Here is a 17,196-nt window from a genome sequence, read left to right as displayed (position 1 = left end):
AGACCCTGCAAATTCTTGAACGTCGGGATGCCTGTTCCCGTTCAAACCTTTGGAGCAGATGCACGCGTCACTCCATAAAAATGACAAGACGGCGCGGGAAGAGCCTGTTTTTGCACTAGCCTTACAGCGTGCAAAGGTAGCGCTATCTGCGTCTTGAGGTGTTTCATGAGTCAACCTGTTACTGCCCTCGTGATCATGGGTGTTTCCGGCTGTGGCAAGTCCAGCGTCAGCGAGGCCCTGTGCCTGCTGAACGGCGCCACCGCCATCGAAGGCGACAGCTTTCACCCCGCCGCGAACATCGAGAAGATGAGCGCAGGCCATCCCCTTAACGACGACGACCGCGCCGGCTGGCTCGACATCCTGTGCGATGAACTGCGCCGCTCGCTCAAAGCCGGCGAGCATCCGGTGCTCACCTGTTCGGCCCTGAAAAAGAAATACCGCGACCACCTGCGCGAAGCCGCGCCGGGCCTGGGCTTTGTGTTTCTGGAGCTGACCCGCGAAGTCGCCGCCGACCGTGTGTCCCATCGCCCCGGCCATTTCATGCCGGCAAGCCTCATAGACAGCCAGTTCGCCACCCTTGAATCGCCGGTGGGTGAGCCGTTGACCCTGGCCCTCAACGCCAGCGTAGACAGCGTCGAAGAGCTGGCCGAGCAAACCAATGCCTGGTGGCTCGAACACGGCTTTGAACCAAACAAATAATTTTTTGCCGGACAAGATAGCGCTGTCCGCCTGCACTGAATTTTTTACCGGCTTTAATAACAACAACAAACAGGAGAGACCCCCATGTTTGGCTTGTCCCACGATACCTATCTGCTGCTCGATGCAGTGGTGACCATCATCGGCCTGATCGTGTTGATCACCCGGTTCAAAGTCCATCCGTTCATTGCGCTGATCATTGCCGCAGGCTTTCTCGGCCTGACGTCGGGCATGCCCGTGGACAAGATCATCAAGGCGTTCCAGGACGGCTTCGGCGGGGTGCTCGGCTTTGTCGGGATTATCCTGGCGCTGGGTACGATGCTCGGCAAGATGATGGCCGATTCCGGCGGTGCCGATCAGATCGCCCAAACCCTGGTGCGGGCCTTCGGCAAGGAGAAGGTGCAGTGGGCAATGATGTTCGCCGCGTTCCTGGTGGGCATTCCGCTGTTCTTCGAGATCGGCTTTGTACTGCTGATTCCGCTGGTGTTTATCGTCGCGCGCCGCACTGGCGTGTCGCTGATCAAGATTGGTATTCCGCTGCTGGCGGGCCTGTCGGCGGTGCACGGTCTGGTGCCTCCGCACCCGGGCCCGTTGCTGGCGATCGGCGTGTTCGGTGCCGACATCGGCAAGACCATTCTCTACGGCCTGATCGTCGCGCTGCCTACGGCCATCATCGCCGGCCCGCTCTACGGTTCGTTCATCGCCAAGTACATCCCGGGCAACCCGTCCCAGGAACTGGTGGACCAGCTGGCCAGCGAGCAACCGGAATCCAAGACCCTGCCGAGCTTCAGCATCACCCTGATCACCGTGCTGTTGCCGGTGTTCCTGATGCTGCTGAAAACCTTCGCGGACGTTGCACTGCCGGACGGCCACGTGATCCGCAACTGGATGGACATGATCGGTCACCCGATTACCGCCTTGCTGCTGGCCTTGCTGCTGTCGCTTTATACCTTTGGCCATCGCCAGGGCATCGGTTCCAAGCAAATCCTCAAGCTGCTCGACGCCAGCCTTGCGCCGACCGCAGCGATCATCCTGATCATCGGTGCCGGTGGTGGTTTCAAGCAGATGCTGGTGACCAGCGGCGTGGGTGATGTGATCGGCCATATGGCGGTGACCGCGCAGATCAACCCGATCCTGCTGGCCTGGCTGGTGGCGGCGGTGATTCGTGTGGCCACCGGTTCTGCCACCGTGGCGACCATTACCGGCGCAGGCATTGTGGTGCCGGTGGTGGGGATGATCCCGGGGGTGAACCGCGAGTTGCTGGTATTGGCGACGGGGGCGGGTTCGCTGGTGTTGTCTCACGTCAACGATGCGGGGTTCTGGCTGGTGAAGCAGTACTTCAACATGACCGTGGCCGAGACGTTCAAGGCCTGGACGGCGATGGAGACCATCCTGTCGGTGGTGGCGTTGGGCTTTATCATGTTGTTGTCGCTGGTGGTCTGACAGGCGCACCGCAAAACAAAATGTGGGAGCTGGCTTGCCTGCGATGGCGATGGTGAATTCAACACCGCTATCGCAGGCAAGCCAGCTCCCACATTGATTGGGTTCCGGCAGTTGGATCGGGTCAGGCGTCAGCTTTCTTGACCAGCCCATCCGCCCGGAACATCGCCCGGATGCCCCGCACCGCCTGGCGAATCCGGTCCTGGTTTTCGATCAGCGCAAAGCGCACGTGATCGTCGCCATACTCACCAAAGCCGATCCCCGGCGACACACACACCTTCGCCTCCAGCAGCAGCTTCTTGGCAAACTCCAGCGAACCCATCGCGGCATACGCCTCGGGGATTTTCGCCCAGACGTACATCGATGCCTTCGGGTTCTCGACCATCCAGCCCAGCTCATGCAGGCCTTTGACCAGCACGTTGCGGCGCTGGCGGTACTGCTCGGCAATGTCTTTCACGCACTGCTGATCGCCTTCCAGCGCCGCAATCGCCGCCACTTGCAGCGGGGTGAAGGTGCCGTAGTCGTGGTAACTCTTGATCCGCGCCAGGGCGTTGACCAGTTCCGGGTTGCCCACCATGAAACCAATGCGCCAGCCGGCCATGTTGTAGCTCTTGGACAGGGTGAAAAACTCCACCGCAATGTCCTTGGCGCCCGGCACCTGCATGATCGAGGGGGCTTTCCAGCCGTCGTAGACGATGTCGGCGTAGGCCAGGTCATGCACCACCAGCACGTCGTACTGTTTGGCCAGGGCGATCACCCGTTCGAAGAAGTCCAGCTCCACGCACTGCGCGGTGGGGTTGGACGGGAAGCCGAGGATCATCATCTTCGGCTTGGGGATCGAGCCGCGAATCGCGCGCTCCAGTTCAGCGAAGAAATCCACGCCCGGAATCAGCGGCACCGAACGCACCTGGGCGCCGGCAATCACGGCACCGTAGATGTGAATCGGGTAGCTGGGGTTGGGCACCAGCACCGTGTCGCCCTGGTCCAGGGTGGCCAGCATCAAGTGCGCCAGGCCTTCCTTGGAACCGATGGTCACGATGGCTTCGGTTTCCGGGTCGATGTCCACTTCGTAGCGGTCTTTGTACCAGCGCGAAATCGCCCGGCGCAGACGCGGAATGCCTTTGGAGGTGGAGTAACCGTGGGTGTCTTCGCGTTGGGCGACGGTGACCATTTTTTCCACGATGTGCGGTGGCGTGGCGCCGTCAGGGTTACCCATGCTCAAGTCGATGATGTCTTCGCCGCGCCGACGCGCAGCCATCTTCAGCTCGGCAGTGATATTGAAAACGTAAGGGGGAGTCGATCTATGCGCGCAAAGCGGCGCGGCGAACCTTGGTCGGCCATTGTTGCCTCGAAATACGTAAGCGCCCGGAACCGTCCGAGCGACGTCGGCCACTGCGGTGGCCTGCGGGGCAGACAATACGGTCGATGATGGCCAATTGTCCAGATGTTGCGGCAAAAATTTCTGCTTGGAGTACGGCGGGGATATGCCCCTATACTCGACGCGGGTTTGTTCCCTCATAAGAAGGAGACTGTTCAGATGGATCAACAGACAAAACTGCCATTACAGCCGCACATGGAAGAGGGCAAGGCCCTGGTGATCGCGGGTGTGCAAGGGCGTTATTCAAAGGCCACGCTGGGAGATATTCCCAAGTTGTGGGAACTGTTCGACAGCTGCTTCAAAGAGATCAAGCAGCGTGTGGGCGGCGTGACTTACGGCGTGTGCTACAACGCCAAACACGATGAATTCGACTACCTGGCGGGCGTCGAAGTGCCGACCAAGGGCGATGTGCCGAGCAACTTCGAGTCGATTGAAATTCCCGCCCATCGCTATGCGGTGTTCCCGCATTACGGCCCAGTGCAGGCGCTGGCGCAGACCTATGAACGCATCATGTTCGAGTGGCTGCCGGGTTCCGGCTACAAGGTGATCGGGGCCGATTTTGAGCGTTACAGCGCCGACTTCGATGTGGGCAAGGGCACGGGCTCCGTGGAAATCTGGATTCCGATCGAAGCCGAGTCCTGATGGCGTGAAACACCGGGTGGGAGCGCCTCCCACCCGGTGGCCGTGACTCAGGTGTCGTTGAGCAGACGCGTGATATAGGTGTAGTAGTTCGCGTTGGGGCCGGACACCAGGAATTTTTCGCCAGGGTGCTGCAACTCGACTGTGCTTACATGCGCTTGCCCCGGGCCGCTGCTCCTCGTATAGGCCAGCGCCACACCAGCATTCCCAAAACTATTATCTTTATGCCCTTCGTGGTTGTACCTCACCAGTTTGGTGGTGAAGCCCGTTGACTGTTCTCTAGCCAATACCACGATTTTTCCGTCTTGCTGCACCACATGACTGACGTAGGAGCCGTCCTCTACACCGGTTTGCACGGGGACGCCTTGATGGAAGGAAGGGTCAAGGTGTCCGTCTGCGGTGAAACTGGCGATAAAGTTATGAATGTGCCGCGGTTGTGCATCTGATCCGACGACGGTGATTTTATTGTGGGTATCTACCGCAATACTGAAAACGCTGCGGATGCGACCGTCTTGTTCGAGGGCCAGTTCAACGACACCTGCCTGGCCAAAAGGATGGTCTGGCAAGCCTGCGTCGGTGTAGCGAGCAATGATGGCGTGACCGCCGTTGTGACCCGCAACCAGCAATCCACCATTGTGTGGAAAGGCCAGGTCGTGCAACACGGTGTTGTGCAGGTTCACTTGTCCGTCATCGCCAAATGCAGTGTCCCGCAAGCCGTTGCTGTGCAATTTGATAATGACGCTGTCTGCGTGAGTCGTGGCGAATGCGGCAAACACGGCTCCGTCGCCTTCTCGAACTTTGAAACCCTGTTTTCCGAGCAGATTATCCGCGAGCGGTACATTCAGGGGCGCACTGCCGAAACCGGGGTTGAAGTTTATGTCCGTAGTCCCATCGTCATGAAAACGGGTGATGAAGGCCATGTTGTTTACGCCAGGTAGCCGTACTTCCCAAAGCATCAGGTATTTGCCATCAGTCTGCACCGCAAGGCTGACAATACGTGGATTTGCATCCGCCTGGTTGAGCACCTGCTCCTTGGGATTGTGACCGGCGGCATCGTGTTTTACCGCCTCGACCAGGTAGAACTCGCTGGGGGCGTTTTTGGGGGGCCAGGTGGCATGGGCAGGGTGCTCTTGGGCACGAGCCCACCAGGATTACGCCGGCTTCCAACGGTGATGAGGGTCTGGTCCCTCGTGAGTCGGGTGAGGCCGGCGGGGTGATCGAACACAACCTTTCCGGCGTCGCCAAAACTGAGGTCAAGGCTGCCTGCGATGTTTTTGGGGCTCTTCATGATGGTGCGCCTCTGATGGATTAAGGGCTCCATACCTGCTCGTCCAACCTTACCAAGCGACAACGTGGAAACGGCAGTACACCTCACAAACCGCAGGGCGGATAGCTGTTAGAAGTAACAGGTAGTGCACACACACAAGGGGTAGGAGGCGCTTGCAACCGCCTCTCAATACAACGTGGCCTTGACCCGCTCCGGCATTTCCCGGTCATAGGCTTCGGCGTCAAACGCCCCGTCGTTCAGCCGCTTGTGAAACGCCCCGGCGCTGGGCAGTGCCGAGCGATCCAGATGCTTTTCCGGGTTCCAGCAATCGGAGCGCACGAAGGCTTTGGAACAATGGAAATACGCCGCTTCCACCTGTACCAGGATCACCGAGCGGGCCGCTTTGCCATTCACCGCAAAGCTCTCCAGCAACTCGGGCTCGATGGAAATCTGCGCGCGACCATTGACCCGCAATGTCTCGCCAATCCCCGGAATGATGAACAGCAGCGCAATACGCGGATCCACCACCAGATTGCGCAAGGTGTCGAGGCGGTTATTCCCTGGCCGATCCGGAATCGCCAACGTGCGCTCGTCGATGATTCGTACAAACCCTGGCACATCGCCGCGGGGCGAGCCATCAATGCCGTCCGGGCCGGACGAACTCACCACCACCAAGGGTGACGCGCGGACCATCGCCTGGTAATCCTCGTTGAGGAACGAGATTTCCTTGCGCACGGCCCGTTCGTGGGGGAGGCCATAGAGGGACTCGAGTTGTTCCAGGGTTGTTAGCATTTCACCACCTCCTCGTTGTTTAAAACACCCACGCCAACCGGCGCTCATACCCAATCCGCCCCTTGTACGCCTCACCGCTGTCCACCCACCCTTGCTGCAAATACAGCCCCATCGCCGCCACATTGTCCGTGTCCACCGACAGTTCCAGGGCCTTGATCTGCGGCCAGACCAGGCGCGCAGCCGCTGGCAGGGCCTGCAGGCAGGCTTTGCCAAACCCCTGGCCTTGTTGATGGCGGTCGACTTGCAGTGCATGCAGCGTGGCGCTGTGTTCATCCGCCCAATGGGGCAGGCAGGGCGGGCGTTTGAGCAGCAGGAACGCCACGGGAATCTCGTCGGCGAGTAGGGCAAAACCCGCCACGCCGGGGCTCGGCTTGGCCAGCAGAGTGTTCAGCGCACAGTAGATATCGCCGGAAAACGCCAGTTGTTCGGGATGCACTTCCAGGGTGCCGAGTTGCTGTTGCTGCAGGGCAGTCAACGTCTCATAGGGAACGAGGCGAGTTTCCATCGGCGTAGCATCCGAAATCCTACAAAGAAGCGCGGATTCTAGCGGGTTTGCGGTATTCGCAATTATTTTTCGCGGGACTGTCGATTGGCCGATATCCCAGTCGACTAAGGGTGTCTTCAGTGATTTTTCCCGCAAGGAGTATCGCCATGAGCACTGCAATCAACAGCTTGATCGAACAATGGAAACAGGCGGTCATCGCCAAGGACGTTGAGAAGATTGTCAGCTTTTACGCCGACGATATCGTCGCGTTCGACGCCGTTAGCGCCCTGCAGTTCAAGGGTAAGGCCGCCTACCAAGCGCACTGGAAGGCGTGCATGGAGTTCTGCCCGGGCCCCGGGGTCTTTGACTTCCACGAGCTGCATATCGTCGCCGCCGATAACAGCGCCTTTGCCCACTGGCTGGCGCACTGTGGCGGCACCGGGCCCGACGGTGTGCTCAAGACCTGCTGGATGCGCGTCAGCGCCGGTTACCAGCGCGTTGGCGGGGAGTGGAAAGTGGTGCATGAACATTGGTCGGCACCCTTCGACATGGAAACCGGCGCCGGTCTGTTCGACCTGAAACCTTGAACGCCGCGAACTATAGTCAGTTGTCCGAAAACGGAGAATCCCATGAAATACCTCTGCCTGATCTATAGCAACGAGCAGGTGCTGCATGATTCGCCCGACAGCCCCAAGGACCCGGAATGTTTTGCCTATGGTGCCGCCGTGCAGGCCAGCGGGCGGTTGCTGGCCGCCGAACCGTTGGAGTCGGTGACCACCGCGACCACCGTGCGCATGCGCAACGGCAAGCTGTCGATCACCGACGGGCCGTTTGCCGAAACCAAGGAGCAACTCGCCGGGTTTTACCTGATCGAAGCCAAGGACCTGAATGAAGCGATCCAGGTGGCCGGCGGCATTCCGGCGGCCCGGGTCGGCAGTGTGGAAGTACGCCCGGTGCGTGAATTGAATCTCTGATCACAACAATAAAACTCAGGAGGTTTACCCATGACTCATCAACCCAAACCCGCCGAATTTGAACTGTCCATCAGTCGCTTGATCGATGCCCCGCGCAGCCGGGTGTTCCGCGCCTGGACCGAACCCGCCTTGTTGCAACAGTGGTGGGGCCCACACGGCATGACCACCCCCGAGTGCGAAATGGACCTGTGGGTAGGTGGGCAGTTTCGCACGCTGATGCGCGCGCCCGACGGCAGCGAGTACCCGACCCAAGGCGTATTCCTCGAAATTACCGCCCCCAGCCGGCTGGTGTTTACCGATGCCTTCACCCCCGGCTGGATCCCTTCGGGCCAGCCGTTCATGACCGCCGAAGTGACCTTTGAAGACGTCGACGGCAAGACGCTTTATACCGCCCGTGCCATGCACTGGAGCGCTGAAACCAGGCAGGCTCACGAAGCCATGGGCTTTCACGAGGGCTGGGGCCAGAGCCTGGACCGCTTGGTGACGCTGGTGACCGAAGGCATGCGCGATTGACGGTGCAGGCCCGGGTCGAAGCGGTTTATCGCAGCGAATCGCGGCGTGTCCTGGCGACCCTGATTCGCCTGCTCGGCGACTTCGACCTGGCTGAGGAAGCCTTGCACGAGGCGTTTTTCGTCGCGGTGGAACGCTGGGAGCAGGACGGTGTGCCCGACAATCCCCGGGCCTGGCTGGTCTCGACCGGGCGCTTCAAGGCCATCGACCGCCTGCGCCGCCAGGCCCGTTTTGCCGCGCACCAGAACCAGTTGCTGGCTCAGGCCGATGAACTGGAAGACGCCGACTGGAGCGCCGAAGACGTGGAAGACGACCGCCTGCGCCTGATCTTTACCTGCTGCCACCCGGCGCTGGCGGCCGATGCCCAGGCGGCGCTGACCTTGCGTGAGATCTGCGACCTCACCACCGAGGAAATCGCCCGGGCGTTTCTCGCCACGCCGGCCACCATCGCCCAGCGCATCGTGCGGGCCAAGGGCAAGATCCGCGAGGCGAAAATCCCCTATCAAGTGCCATCCCTGGCGGAATTACCCGAGCGCCTGGACAGCGTGCTGCGGGTGATTTACCTGGTGTTCAACGAAGGGTATTCGGCGTCCATGGGCGCCGATTTGACCCGGGAAGACCTGACCCGCGAAGCGATTCGACTGGGCCGCTTGCTGATGGAATTGTTGCCGGAGCCGGAAGTGATGGGCTTGCTGGCGCTGATGCTGCTCCACGAATCCCGGCGACCGGCACGCACCTCGGCGGGCGGTGAGTTGGTGCTGCTGGACGAGCAGGACCGTTCGCTGTGGGACGCTTCGTTGATCGCTGAAGGATCTGCCCTGGTGGAGAAAGCCCTGACCTCGCGACGCTTCGGGCCCTACAGCCTGCAGGCGGCGATTGCGGCGGTGCATGCTGAAGCGGCGAGCGCTGATGAGACCGACTGGCCGCAGATCGTCGGGCTTTATGACGTGCTGCTAACGGCGGTGCCGTCGCCGGTGATCGAGCTGAATCGCGCGGTGGCCGTTGCGATGCGCGATGGGGCGTTGGCGGGACTGGAGTTGGTGGACGGGATTCTGGCGCGGGGGGAGTTGGTCGACTATCACCTCGCACACTCGGCGCGGGGCGAATTTTGCCGGCGGCTGGGGCGGATGGAGGACGCGCGGCGGGCGTTTGAACGGGCGCTGGCATTGACCCGGCAAGCGCCCGAACAACGGTTTATCGAGCGGCGCCTGGCGGAATTCAAATAGCCTGTGAGACTGAAATGCGATCCACTGTAGGAGCTGGCTTGCCTGCGATAGCGGTGGGTCAGCCATACAACTGTTGCTGATACCCCGCTATCGCAGGCAAGCCAGCTCCCACAGTGGATTTGTGTTGTCTGCCTTGGCTTCTTACGGCTGCTGACGCGTCGCCGCCAACACGATCTCGCGAATGCACACATGCTGCGGCTGCTGGTATGCGTAGGCAATCGCCGAGGCCACGTCGTCGGCGCTCAGCACGGTGCCGCCCATGTCCTGTTTCCATGCCTGGTAGCCGGTCTTGATAGCTTCATCGGTGGTGTGGCTCAGCAGTTCGGTTTCCACCGCGCCCGGCGCAATGGTGATCACGCGCACATTGTGCGGCGACAATTCTTCCCGCAGGTTTTCCGAAATCCCGTGCACGGCAAACTTGGTGCCGACATACGCAACGTGGTTCGGGAAGGTCTTGCGCCCGGCCACCGAGCTGACGTTGATGATAGTGCCGCCCTTGCGCTCGACCATGCTGCCGGCCACCGCATGAATGCCGTTCAGCAGGCCTTTCACGTTGACGTCGAGCATCTGTTCCCACTGCTCCGGGTCCTGCTCGCTGACGGCGCCCAGCAGCATCACGCCGGCATTGTTGATCAGCGCGTCGGCCGGGCCGAACTGGGCTTCGGCTTCTTTCACCGCCGCCACCAGCGCGGCGCGGTCGGTGATGTCGACACCGCGACTCAGGGTGTTCGGCAGGTCCAGGGCATTCAGCCGGTCGATGCGGCGGGCCAGCAGCAACAGCGGGTGGCCGGCGGCCGACAGCAAGCGTGCAGTCGCTTCGCCAATGCCCGAACTGGCGCCGGTGATGATGATCAAGGGCTTGCTCATGGTGGAACTCCTGAGATAAGAAAAACAAATAACTGAACGTGGGGCGCAGTATATTTAGCCCTTGAGTGGCTGAAAAATGCCTTATTCCTCTGTCTGTCATCGGTAATAACTATGGATGTGCGTCATCTCAAGGCGTTTCTCGCGGTGTTCGAAGAGCGCAATATCACCGCCGCCGCCCAGCGCCTGTTCATCAGCCAGCCGACGTTGTCGGTGACCATCAAGCAACTGGAAGAAGAGTTGGGCGTGGCGCTGTTCCTGCGTCAGCCCCGTGGGGTCGAGGTCAGTGATGAAGCGCGGGTGCTGTACCCGCAGGCCCGGCGCATGGTGGCCGAGGCCGATGCGTTGAGCCGGCTGTTTCGCGGGCGCGAAAACCGCATCGCCCTGGAGCTGGGGGTGGAGGGCGACATTGCCGACAGCCAGATCGAAACCTTCCTGCGCATGGCGCACCAGGGCTTGCCGGGTTTGCTGCTGACCTTGCAGGAAGGCTGCGAAGGAGAAGGTCGCCTGGCCGTGGAGGAAATGTGCTGCGAGGACGAATTGTTCCTGCCGCTTTGGGAAGAGTCCTACGTCATGGCGCTGCCGGCTGCGCACCCGATGGCGGCGGGTGGAAAAGAACAGGCCTGGGCGCCGATCGAAGACTGGATCACCTGCCCGCAGCATGACTCCCACCAGCGGCTGATGGCCCTGTACGGGCGTTCGCCCCAGGCGGTGGCCGGGCATGCCGGTTCGTTGACCCAGGCCTTGCACATGGTGGCGGCGGGAGTGGGTGTAGCGATGTTGCCGCAGTCGCTGGCGGCGGAGCGGGCCGGGGTAGTGATTCGCCCGTGGCACCTGCCGGCACCGACACGCCGGGTGGGGTTGTGCTTTGCCGCCCAGGCCCTGGAGTTGCCGGCGTTGCGGGCGCTGCATGAATACTTCCAGAACAACCGCCCGCCGCAGATTGAAGCGGCCTGAGCCGTTACTCCAGCATCTTGCCCAGCAGCCAACTGCCTGCCGGGCCGGGCGGATGCTGGCGTGACCACAATGCATCTACCGCCACCGAACGTGGCCAGCCTCGGGCCTTGATTTCATGCAGGTGGTCACCGCCAAACCGCTCCACCAGCCAGCGCGGCAGAGGCGCCCAGCCGAAACCCAACTGCGCCATTTCCATCAGCATCAGGTAACTGGGCGCCGACCACACACGGCCCAGGCCACGGGTTTCATTCGGGTTGATGATGCTCGCCAGGCGCAGTTCGCGGTGTTGTTCCAGGGTTTGCTGGTCGATGTCCACAAGGTTCGCCAGCGGATGTTTGGGGGCGACAAACAGCGCGATTTCCGTGCGCTCTTCCACAGCGGTGCTGGTGAGGTCCGGCGGGTAGACCTCCTGCATTTCGATAAACGCAATCTGCGCCCGGCCGCTTTGCACCAGGGCGATCAAGTCTTCGCATTCGGCGATCAGGCATTCCAGCTCCAGGTCCGGGTAGCGTTGCTCAAAGGCGCTGAGGGCGGTTTCGAAACGGTCCGATTGATAGGTATCGGACATTGCGATACTCAGCTTGGGCTCCAGCCCCTGGGATAACTGGCTGGCCGCCAACTCCAGGCGGCTACTGGCTTCCAGCACCTGCTCGGCGCGTTGCAGCAGTACATGCCCGGCCGGGGTCAGCGTCGGCTTGCGGCTGCTGCGATCAAACAGCACCACGTCCAGGTCAATCTCCAGGCTCGCCACTGCCGCGCTGACGGTGGACTGGCTCTTGCCCAGCTTGCGCGCCGCTGCGGAAAACGAACCCTGGGTCGCCGCCTGCACAAACGCCTGAAGCACTTCATGTGAGGCCATGACTATCGCCTTGATCGATGGTTATTGGTTATGAAGTATCGGGTTAAAGGGTAATGATGGCAACCATCGTCACTCACGGAGAACGGGTCATGACACCCACCAAGTCGATTACTGAACGCGTTTGGCAAGCCATTGGTTTTGAAGGCCTGGCCTTAATGATCTGTACGCCACTGCTGGCGTGGATCATGGATAAACCGGCCCTGGAGATGGGCATGGTGACCTTGGCCATCAGCCTCATGGCGTTGGCCTGGAACGTGATTTTCAATGGCCTGTTCGACCGTCTCAAGGCGCGCCTGCGACTGTCCGGCGGGGCCTGGACCCGCGTGCTGCATGCGTTGATGTTTGAAGGCGGCCTGGTGGCGATCTGCGTTCCGTTGATCGCCTGGTGGCTGAACATCAGCCTGATGCAGGCGTTTATCCTCGACATCGGCGTGTTGCTGTTTTTCCTGCCGTACACCTATGTGTATCACTGGGCGTATGACGCGGTGCGGGAGCGGATCCTGCAGAAACGGATGCGCACCGCGTAGGAGTCCGGCTTGCCGGCGATGGCGATTTTGGATACGTCATCGCCGGCAAGCCAGCTCCTACAGGGGGTGTAGCGAGGCCACAAAATCGAGGAATGCCCGCACCTTGGCCGCCGGCAAATGCCGCGACGGGTAGAAGGCATACAACGGGAAACGCTCGTCGGGCCAGTCGGGAAACAACTCCACCAGCGCGCCCGACTCCAGCGCCGGCGTCAGCCCAAGGTCGAGCATCTGCGCCACCGCATGCCCGTGTTCGCACACGCTGTATAAGGTCCCGGCATCGTTGACCACCAGCCGCCCGCGGGTGGCTACGTTGACTTGCTCGCCGGGGCGGTGGAATTCCCAGCCAAATGGCCGGCCGGTCTGGGAGTCGCGAAAGTCGATGCACACGTGCTGGCCGTCTTCCAGGTCCAGTGGATGGGCCGGGCGACCATGGCGCTGAAGATAAGCCGGCGAGGCCAGCGTCAGTACCCGCACCTCCATCAGCTTGCGGGCGATCAACGAGGAGGATTGCGGAATGCCAAAACGGATGGCCAGGTCAAAGCCATCCGCCACCAGGTCCCCGAGCTGATCCCGCGTGTGCAGGTCCAACTGCAGCTGCGGGTATTGGCCCATGAATTCACCGAGCACTGGCCCCAGCACCAGCCGCGAGAAGTACGGGTCGATATTCACCCGCAGCCGTCCGCGTACCGTCAGGGCGCTGTCGGCCGCCGAGCTGGCGGCCTCTTCCAGGCCGGCCAGCAGCGGGGCGATTTCCTGGTAAAAACGCCGGCCCTCGTCGGTCAATTGCACCGAGCGGGTAGTGCGGTCGAACAGGCGGATGCCCAAGCGTTTTTCCAACCGGGAAATCGCCCGGCTGACCCCCGAAGGCGTCATCTCCAGGCTGTCGGCGGCGCGGGCAAAACTGCCGCTGTCGACCACGGCGGCCAGTACGCCCATGCCGCCGGCCAGTCCTGGATCAAAACTCATGGGTGATTGCCTGTCAGGTATCCGAAAGCATTGATGCTAGCGGAGAATCAGACCGGGTTACAGAAACATCCCGCCGGAGGCCTCGACCCGTTGCCCGGTGATCCAGTTGCTGCCATCGGCCAGCAGGGTGGAGATCGCCCCGCCAATGTCATCCGGCAAGCCCGCGCGACCCAGGGCGGTGTTGTTGGCGACCATGGCGTTCACGTCCGGGTTGTCCCGCACCACGCCGCCGCTGAAATCGGTGGCAATCGCGCCGGGGGCCAGGGTGTTGACGGTAATCCCGCGGGCGCCCAGTTCCTTGGCCTGGTAGCGGGTCAGTACTTCCACCGCGCCTTTCATCGAGGCGTAGGCCGAGTAACCCGGCAGGCTGAAGCGCGCCAGGCCGCTGGAGATGTTGATGATGCGGCCACCGTCGCTGATCAGCGGCAGCAATTTCTGGGTCAGGAAAAACGGACCCTTGAAGTGAATCGCCACCAGTTGGTCGAACTGCGCTTCGGTGGTTTCAGCGAAGCTGGCATGGGCGCCGATCCCGGCATTGTTGATCAGGAAGTTGAAGTGCGCCTGACCGAACACGTCTTTCAATACTGCGCCGACCTGGGCGGTGAACGCCTCAAAGGTAGAGCTCTGGCTGACGTCCAGTTGCAGCATGGCCGCCTTGCCGCCCAGTGCTTCGACTTGGGCGACCACGGCTTGGGCTTCGTCCGCCGCGCGGTTGTAGGTGCCGATGATGTCGACGCCCTGTGCCGCCAGGTGCAGCGCAGCGCTTTTGCCCAGGCCGCGGCTGGCGCCGGTGATCAATGCAATTTTACGGGTCATGGTGTAGTCCTCGGAGCGTGTGAATGTTCGTGGGATTGAGTGTATTTGTCCGCCAATAACGTGATAAACAGCGCTATACCGGAATCACTGGCCGGATAAGGCGAACAATCCATGAACAAACTTGAGCTGCTGCGCACCTTCGTGCGCGTCACCGAACTGTCGAGTTTCACCCGGGCGGGCGAGAGCCTGGGCCTGCCGCGCTCTACGGTTTCCGAGCATGTGCAGGCGCTGGAAGAACTGCTGGGCGCGCGCCTGTTGCAGCGCACCACGCGCAAGGTGCAGGCCACCCAGGACGGCCGCGTGTTGTACGAGCGCAGCAAGGACTTGCTGTCCCACATGGAGGAACTGGAAGGCTTGTTTCGTCAGGATGAGGCGCAGTTGGCGGGACGGGTTCGGGTGGACATGCCCAACGTGATGGCCCGCGAACTGATCCTGCCGCGCCTGCCGGAATTCATGGACCAGCACCCGCTGATCGAGATGGAGATCAGCAGCACCGACCGCCAGGTTGACCTGTTGGCCGAGGGCTTTGACTGCGTATTGCGGGTGGGGGCGCAGCCGGACCAGTCGGTGGTGGCCCGGTTGCTGTTCAGCATGCCGATGATCAACTGCGCGAGCCGCACCTACCTGGAACGCTACGGCGTCCCTCAGACGCTGGACGATTTGGCCGACCATCATCTGGTGCATTACGTACGCCCGCTGGGCTCGCGTTCGCCAGGGTTTGAGTACGTGCAAGGCAACAAGGTGCACCGGGTCCCCATGGCCGGGCGCGTCACGGTCAACAGCACCGACGCTTACAGGGCGGCGTGCGTGGGTGGTTTCGGCCTGACCCAAGTGCCAGCCCTGGGCATTCTCGATCTATTGGCCAGCGGCGAGTTGGTTTCGGTGCTGCCGGACTATCCGGCCCCCGCGCTGGACGTGTCCCTGCTGTACGCCGGCCAACGGCATTTGCCGCTGCGGGTGCGGGTGTTCATGGACTGGCTGGCTGCCACCTTGCAATTCGCGTTTAACGCCGGGCTGACAACTGCTGCGGCGCAAGGAACGCATCGTGGAAGTAATCACGAAACGCCTGCATTGCCGGAGTGAAGTCACGCTCGCGGTGCCAGGCCAGGCCGACGCTCATGGGCGTGACCTTGTCCGTCACGCTCACGGTTTCGATGCGCTTGCCTTCCAGTGACCACGGGCGATGCACCAGGTCCGACAAAATCGCCACGCCGCTGCCATTGGCGACCATGCTGCGCACCGCCTCCACCGAGCTGGTGCGCAACCGCACCTTGGGTGTTTGCCCGGCCTGCTCCCAGTAGCGCATGGCGCTTTGTTCGGCTTCGTCGACGGTGAGGAAAATGTAAGGTTCCCTGGCCACGTCCGCGAGGCTGACGGCGGGGCGTTCGCACAACGGGTGATGGCTGGGCAGCCACAGGCGGCGTTCGGAGTTGAAGAGGATTTCCGAGACGATATCCGGGTGGGTGAGGTTGGCGGTGAGCACCACGGCCATGTCGAACTGGCCGTTGAGCAGGCCGTGTTCGATCGCCTGGCGTTCCTGTTCGAACACCTCGATGGTCACGTCCGGGTGCCAGTGTTCCATGCGCTGCAAATGGTGCGGCAGGAAGTAGCCGAGCACGGTGTAGCTGGCCGCCACCCGCAATACGCCGCTGGCGCGGTAGTCCGGCAGCGGGCTGTTCAGGGCATCGTCGACGCTGCGCACAATCACGTAGGCCCGGTTGAGAAAGTGCCGCCCGGCGTCGGTCAGGCTCATGCCCTGGGCCGAGCGCACAAACAGCTGGGCGCCGAGCATCGCTTCCAGCTCCTTGATCGCAGTGGTCACCGCGGACTGGGAGATGTTCAGGTGAATCGCCGCCTGGGAGATCTGGCCGATTTCGGCGGTGGCGACGAAGTAGCGGATTTGGCGCAGGGTCAGGGACATGGCGGGTATCTGATTTTCAGAAGATGGGCCATCTGATAATAGATCTTCCCAAGGGGTCAAGCCGCAGCCTAATTTCCATGGCATGAACTTCAACGGAGCGACCCCGATGCAGGCAGTGGATTTCAATTCGGACATGGGCGAAGGCTTTGGCCCCTGGACCATCGGCGACGGCGTCGACAGTGAACTGATGGCGTACATCAGCTCGGCCAACATCGCCACCGGCTTCCACGCCGGCGACCCGGGCACCATGCGTCGCACGGTCGAGCGCGCCAAGCAACTGGGCGTGGCGATTGGGGCGCACCCGGGCTTTCGTGACCTGGTGGGTTTCGGCCGTCGCCACATCAACGCCCCGGCCCAGGAGCTGGTGGACGATATGCTCTATCAGCTTGGCGCCTTGCGGGAAATCGCCCGGGCGCAGGGCCTGACGCTGCAACACATCAAACCCCACGGCGCGCTCTACATGCACCTGGCCCGGGACGAAGAAGCGGCACGCTTGCTGGTGGAAAACCTGCAACGGCTGGAGCCCACCTTGTTGCTGTATTGCATGCCCAACTCGGTGATCTGGCGTATTGCCAAGGAACTGGGCCAGCCGGTGGTGCGGGAGTTTTACGCCGACCGTGAGTACGATCTCACGGGCTCCATCGTGTTTACCCGCAATGTGCGCGCGCTGGATCCTGCGACGGTGGCGGCGCGGGTCCTGCGGGCTTGTCAGACCGGGCTGGTGCGTACCGTCGAAGGGGAAGACCTGTTTATCGAATTCGATTCCATCTGCCTGCACAGCGACACCCCCGGGGCCCTTGAACTGGTGGAAGCCACCCGTGAAGCCTTGGATAAGGCGGGGATTGTTGTGCGCACACCCCGCTGACCGACACTGGTGCCC

19 protein-coding genes and 1 pseudogene are annotated in these 17,196 nt (G+C 61.7%); 11 read left to right on the top strand and 9 right to left on the bottom strand.

Annotation, left to right across the window (positions count from 1 at the left end; genetic code table 11):
- Window positions 1-165: 165 nt before the first annotated feature.
- Both JFV30_RS21550 and JFV30_RS21545 read left to right on the top strand, forming a co-directional pair.
- Window positions 166-699, top strand: coding sequence for a gluconokinase (locus tag JFV30_RS21550; protein ID WP_169386084.1), 534 nt, complete (start codon window positions 166-168; stop codon window positions 697-699).
- 84 nt (window positions 700-783) lie between these two features.
- Window positions 784-2,139, top strand: coding sequence for a GntP family permease (locus JFV30_RS21545; RefSeq protein WP_201125142.1), 1,356 nt, complete (start codon window positions 784-786; stop codon window positions 2,137-2,139).
- Window positions 2,140-2,260: 121 nt separating this feature from the next.
- On the opposite strand, the pseudogene alaC reads toward JFV30_RS21545, so the two are convergent.
- A pseudogene (alaC, locus tag JFV30_RS21540) lies at window positions 2,261-3,477 on the bottom strand (alanine transaminase).
- Window positions 3,478-3,673: 196 nt separating this feature from the next.
- On the opposite strand from alaC, the gene JFV30_RS21535 reads away from it, so the two are divergent.
- Window positions 3,674-4,156 (top strand): GyrI-like domain-containing protein, encoded by a 483-nt coding sequence (locus JFV30_RS21535; RefSeq protein WP_201125141.1) that lies wholly within the window; start codon window positions 3,674-3,676, stop codon window positions 4,154-4,156.
- Window positions 4,157-4,203: 47 nt separating this feature from the next.
- Here the strand turns inward: JFV30_RS21535 and JFV30_RS21530 are convergent, their stop codons facing one another.
- The 3 genes from JFV30_RS21530 to JFV30_RS21520 all read right to left on the bottom strand — a co-directional run bounded on the left by JFV30_RS21530 (window position 4,204) and on the right by JFV30_RS21520 (window position 6,717).
- Window positions 4,204-5,178, bottom strand: a complete 975-nt coding sequence (locus tag JFV30_RS21530; protein WP_201125140.1) for a hypothetical protein — start codon at window positions 5,176-5,178, stop codon at window positions 4,204-4,206.
- Between the two features lie 428 nt (window positions 5,179-5,606).
- A complete protein-coding gene (locus JFV30_RS21525) occupies window positions 5,607-6,212 on the bottom strand; it encodes a pyridoxamine 5'-phosphate oxidase family protein (protein WP_201125139.1) in 606 nt (201 codons plus the stop codon).
- A 19-nt stretch (window positions 6,213-6,231) separates the two neighbouring features.
- Window positions 6,232-6,717 carry a GNAT family N-acetyltransferase gene (locus tag JFV30_RS21520; protein ID WP_201125138.1) on the bottom strand — a complete coding sequence of 162 codons (486 nt, stop codon included), beginning with the start codon at window positions 6,715-6,717 and terminating at the stop codon, window positions 6,232-6,234.
- A 146-nt stretch (window positions 6,718-6,863) separates the two neighbouring features.
- Here JFV30_RS21520 and JFV30_RS21515 point away from each other — a divergent pair, with 146 nt between their 5' ends.
- From JFV30_RS21515 to JFV30_RS21500, 4 genes are read left to right on the top strand one after another with little or no spacing between them, the layout of a single operon-like run.
- Window positions 6,864-7,283 (top strand): YybH family protein, encoded by a 420-nt coding sequence (locus JFV30_RS21515; RefSeq protein ID WP_201125137.1) that lies wholly within the window; start codon window positions 6,864-6,866, stop codon window positions 7,281-7,283.
- A 42-nt stretch (window positions 7,284-7,325) separates the two neighbouring features.
- Window positions 7,326-7,670, top strand: coding sequence for a YciI family protein (locus tag JFV30_RS21510; protein ID WP_169386078.1), 345 nt, complete (start codon window positions 7,326-7,328; stop codon window positions 7,668-7,670).
- Window positions 7,671-7,700: 30 nt separating this feature from the next.
- A complete protein-coding gene (locus JFV30_RS21505; protein ID WP_010169821.1) occupies window positions 7,701-8,183 on the top strand; it encodes an SRPBCC family protein in 483 nt (160 codons plus the stop codon).
- Entirely contained in the window at window positions 8,180-9,406 is a 1,227-nt protein-coding gene (locus tag JFV30_RS21500) for an RNA polymerase sigma factor (RefSeq protein WP_201125136.1), read from the top strand. The genes JFV30_RS21505 and JFV30_RS21500 overlap by 4 nt, the downstream gene beginning before the upstream one ends.
- Window positions 9,407-9,547: 141 nt before the next feature.
- Here JFV30_RS21500 and JFV30_RS21495 read toward each other — a convergent pair whose 3' ends face one another.
- Window positions 9,548-10,273: an SDR family oxidoreductase gene (locus JFV30_RS21495; RefSeq protein ID WP_201125135.1), complete on the bottom strand. Its 726-nt coding sequence runs from the start codon at window positions 10,271-10,273 to the stop codon at window positions 9,548-9,550.
- Window positions 10,274-10,384: 111 nt separating this feature from the next.
- Between JFV30_RS21495 and JFV30_RS21490 the strand changes: the two genes are divergently transcribed.
- Complete coding sequence (locus JFV30_RS21490) at window positions 10,385-11,227, top strand: LysR family transcriptional regulator (RefSeq protein ID WP_093206950.1); 843 nt, start codon at window positions 10,385-10,387, stop codon at window positions 11,225-11,227.
- Between the two features lie 4 nt (window positions 11,228-11,231).
- On the opposite strand, the gene JFV30_RS21485 is transcribed toward JFV30_RS21490, so the two are convergent.
- Window positions 11,232-12,086 carry a LysR family transcriptional regulator gene (locus JFV30_RS21485; RefSeq protein WP_201125134.1) on the bottom strand — a complete coding sequence of 285 codons (855 nt, stop codon included), beginning with the start codon at window positions 12,084-12,086 and terminating at the stop codon, window positions 11,232-11,234.
- 89 nt (window positions 12,087-12,175) lie between these two features.
- Here JFV30_RS21485 and JFV30_RS21480 point away from each other — a divergent pair, with 89 nt between their 5' ends.
- Entirely contained in the window at window positions 12,176-12,613 is a 438-nt protein-coding gene (locus JFV30_RS21480; RefSeq protein WP_201125133.1) for a multidrug/biocide efflux PACE transporter, read from the top strand.
- 57 nt (window positions 12,614-12,670) lie between these two features.
- On the opposite strand, the gene JFV30_RS21475 is transcribed toward JFV30_RS21480, so the two are convergent.
- Both JFV30_RS21475 and JFV30_RS21470 read right to left on the bottom strand, forming a co-directional pair.
- Window positions 12,671-13,579 (bottom strand): LysR family transcriptional regulator, encoded by a 909-nt coding sequence (locus tag JFV30_RS21475; protein WP_169386074.1) that lies wholly within the window; start codon window positions 13,577-13,579, stop codon window positions 12,671-12,673.
- Window positions 13,580-13,636: 57 nt separating this feature from the next.
- A complete protein-coding gene (locus JFV30_RS21470; protein ID WP_201125132.1) occupies window positions 13,637-14,395 on the bottom strand; it encodes an SDR family NAD(P)-dependent oxidoreductase in 759 nt (252 codons plus the stop codon).
- 111 nt (window positions 14,396-14,506) lie between these two features.
- On the opposite strand from JFV30_RS21470, the gene JFV30_RS21465 reads away from it, so the two are divergent.
- A complete protein-coding gene (locus JFV30_RS21465) occupies window positions 14,507-15,478 on the top strand; it encodes a LysR family transcriptional regulator (RefSeq protein WP_201125131.1) in 972 nt (323 codons plus the stop codon).
- Here the strand turns inward: JFV30_RS21465 and JFV30_RS21460 are convergent.
- Window positions 15,399-16,316: a LysR family transcriptional regulator gene (locus JFV30_RS21460; RefSeq protein WP_017475938.1), complete on the bottom strand. Its 918-nt coding sequence runs from the start codon at window positions 16,314-16,316 to the stop codon at window positions 15,399-15,401. The two genes, JFV30_RS21465 and JFV30_RS21460, sit on opposite strands and share 80 nt — an antisense overlap.
- Before the next feature lie 106 nt (window positions 16,317-16,422).
- Here JFV30_RS21460 and JFV30_RS21455 point away from each other — a divergent pair, with 106 nt between their 5' ends.
- The gene (locus tag JFV30_RS21455) at window positions 16,423-17,181 is read left to right on the top strand and encodes a 5-oxoprolinase subunit PxpA (RefSeq protein ID WP_201125130.1); all 759 of its coding nucleotides are present in this window, start codon (window positions 16,423-16,425) and stop codon (window positions 17,179-17,181) included.
- Window positions 17,182-17,196 lie beyond the last annotated feature (15 nt).

This window comes from Pseudomonas sp. TH32, from assembly GCF_016650855.1.
Lineage (GTDB): Bacteria > Pseudomonadota > Gammaproteobacteria > Pseudomonadales > Pseudomonadaceae > Aquipseudomonas.
Note: the sequence above shows the minus strand (reverse complement) of the source record. Positions and strands in the feature narration are given on the sequence as shown.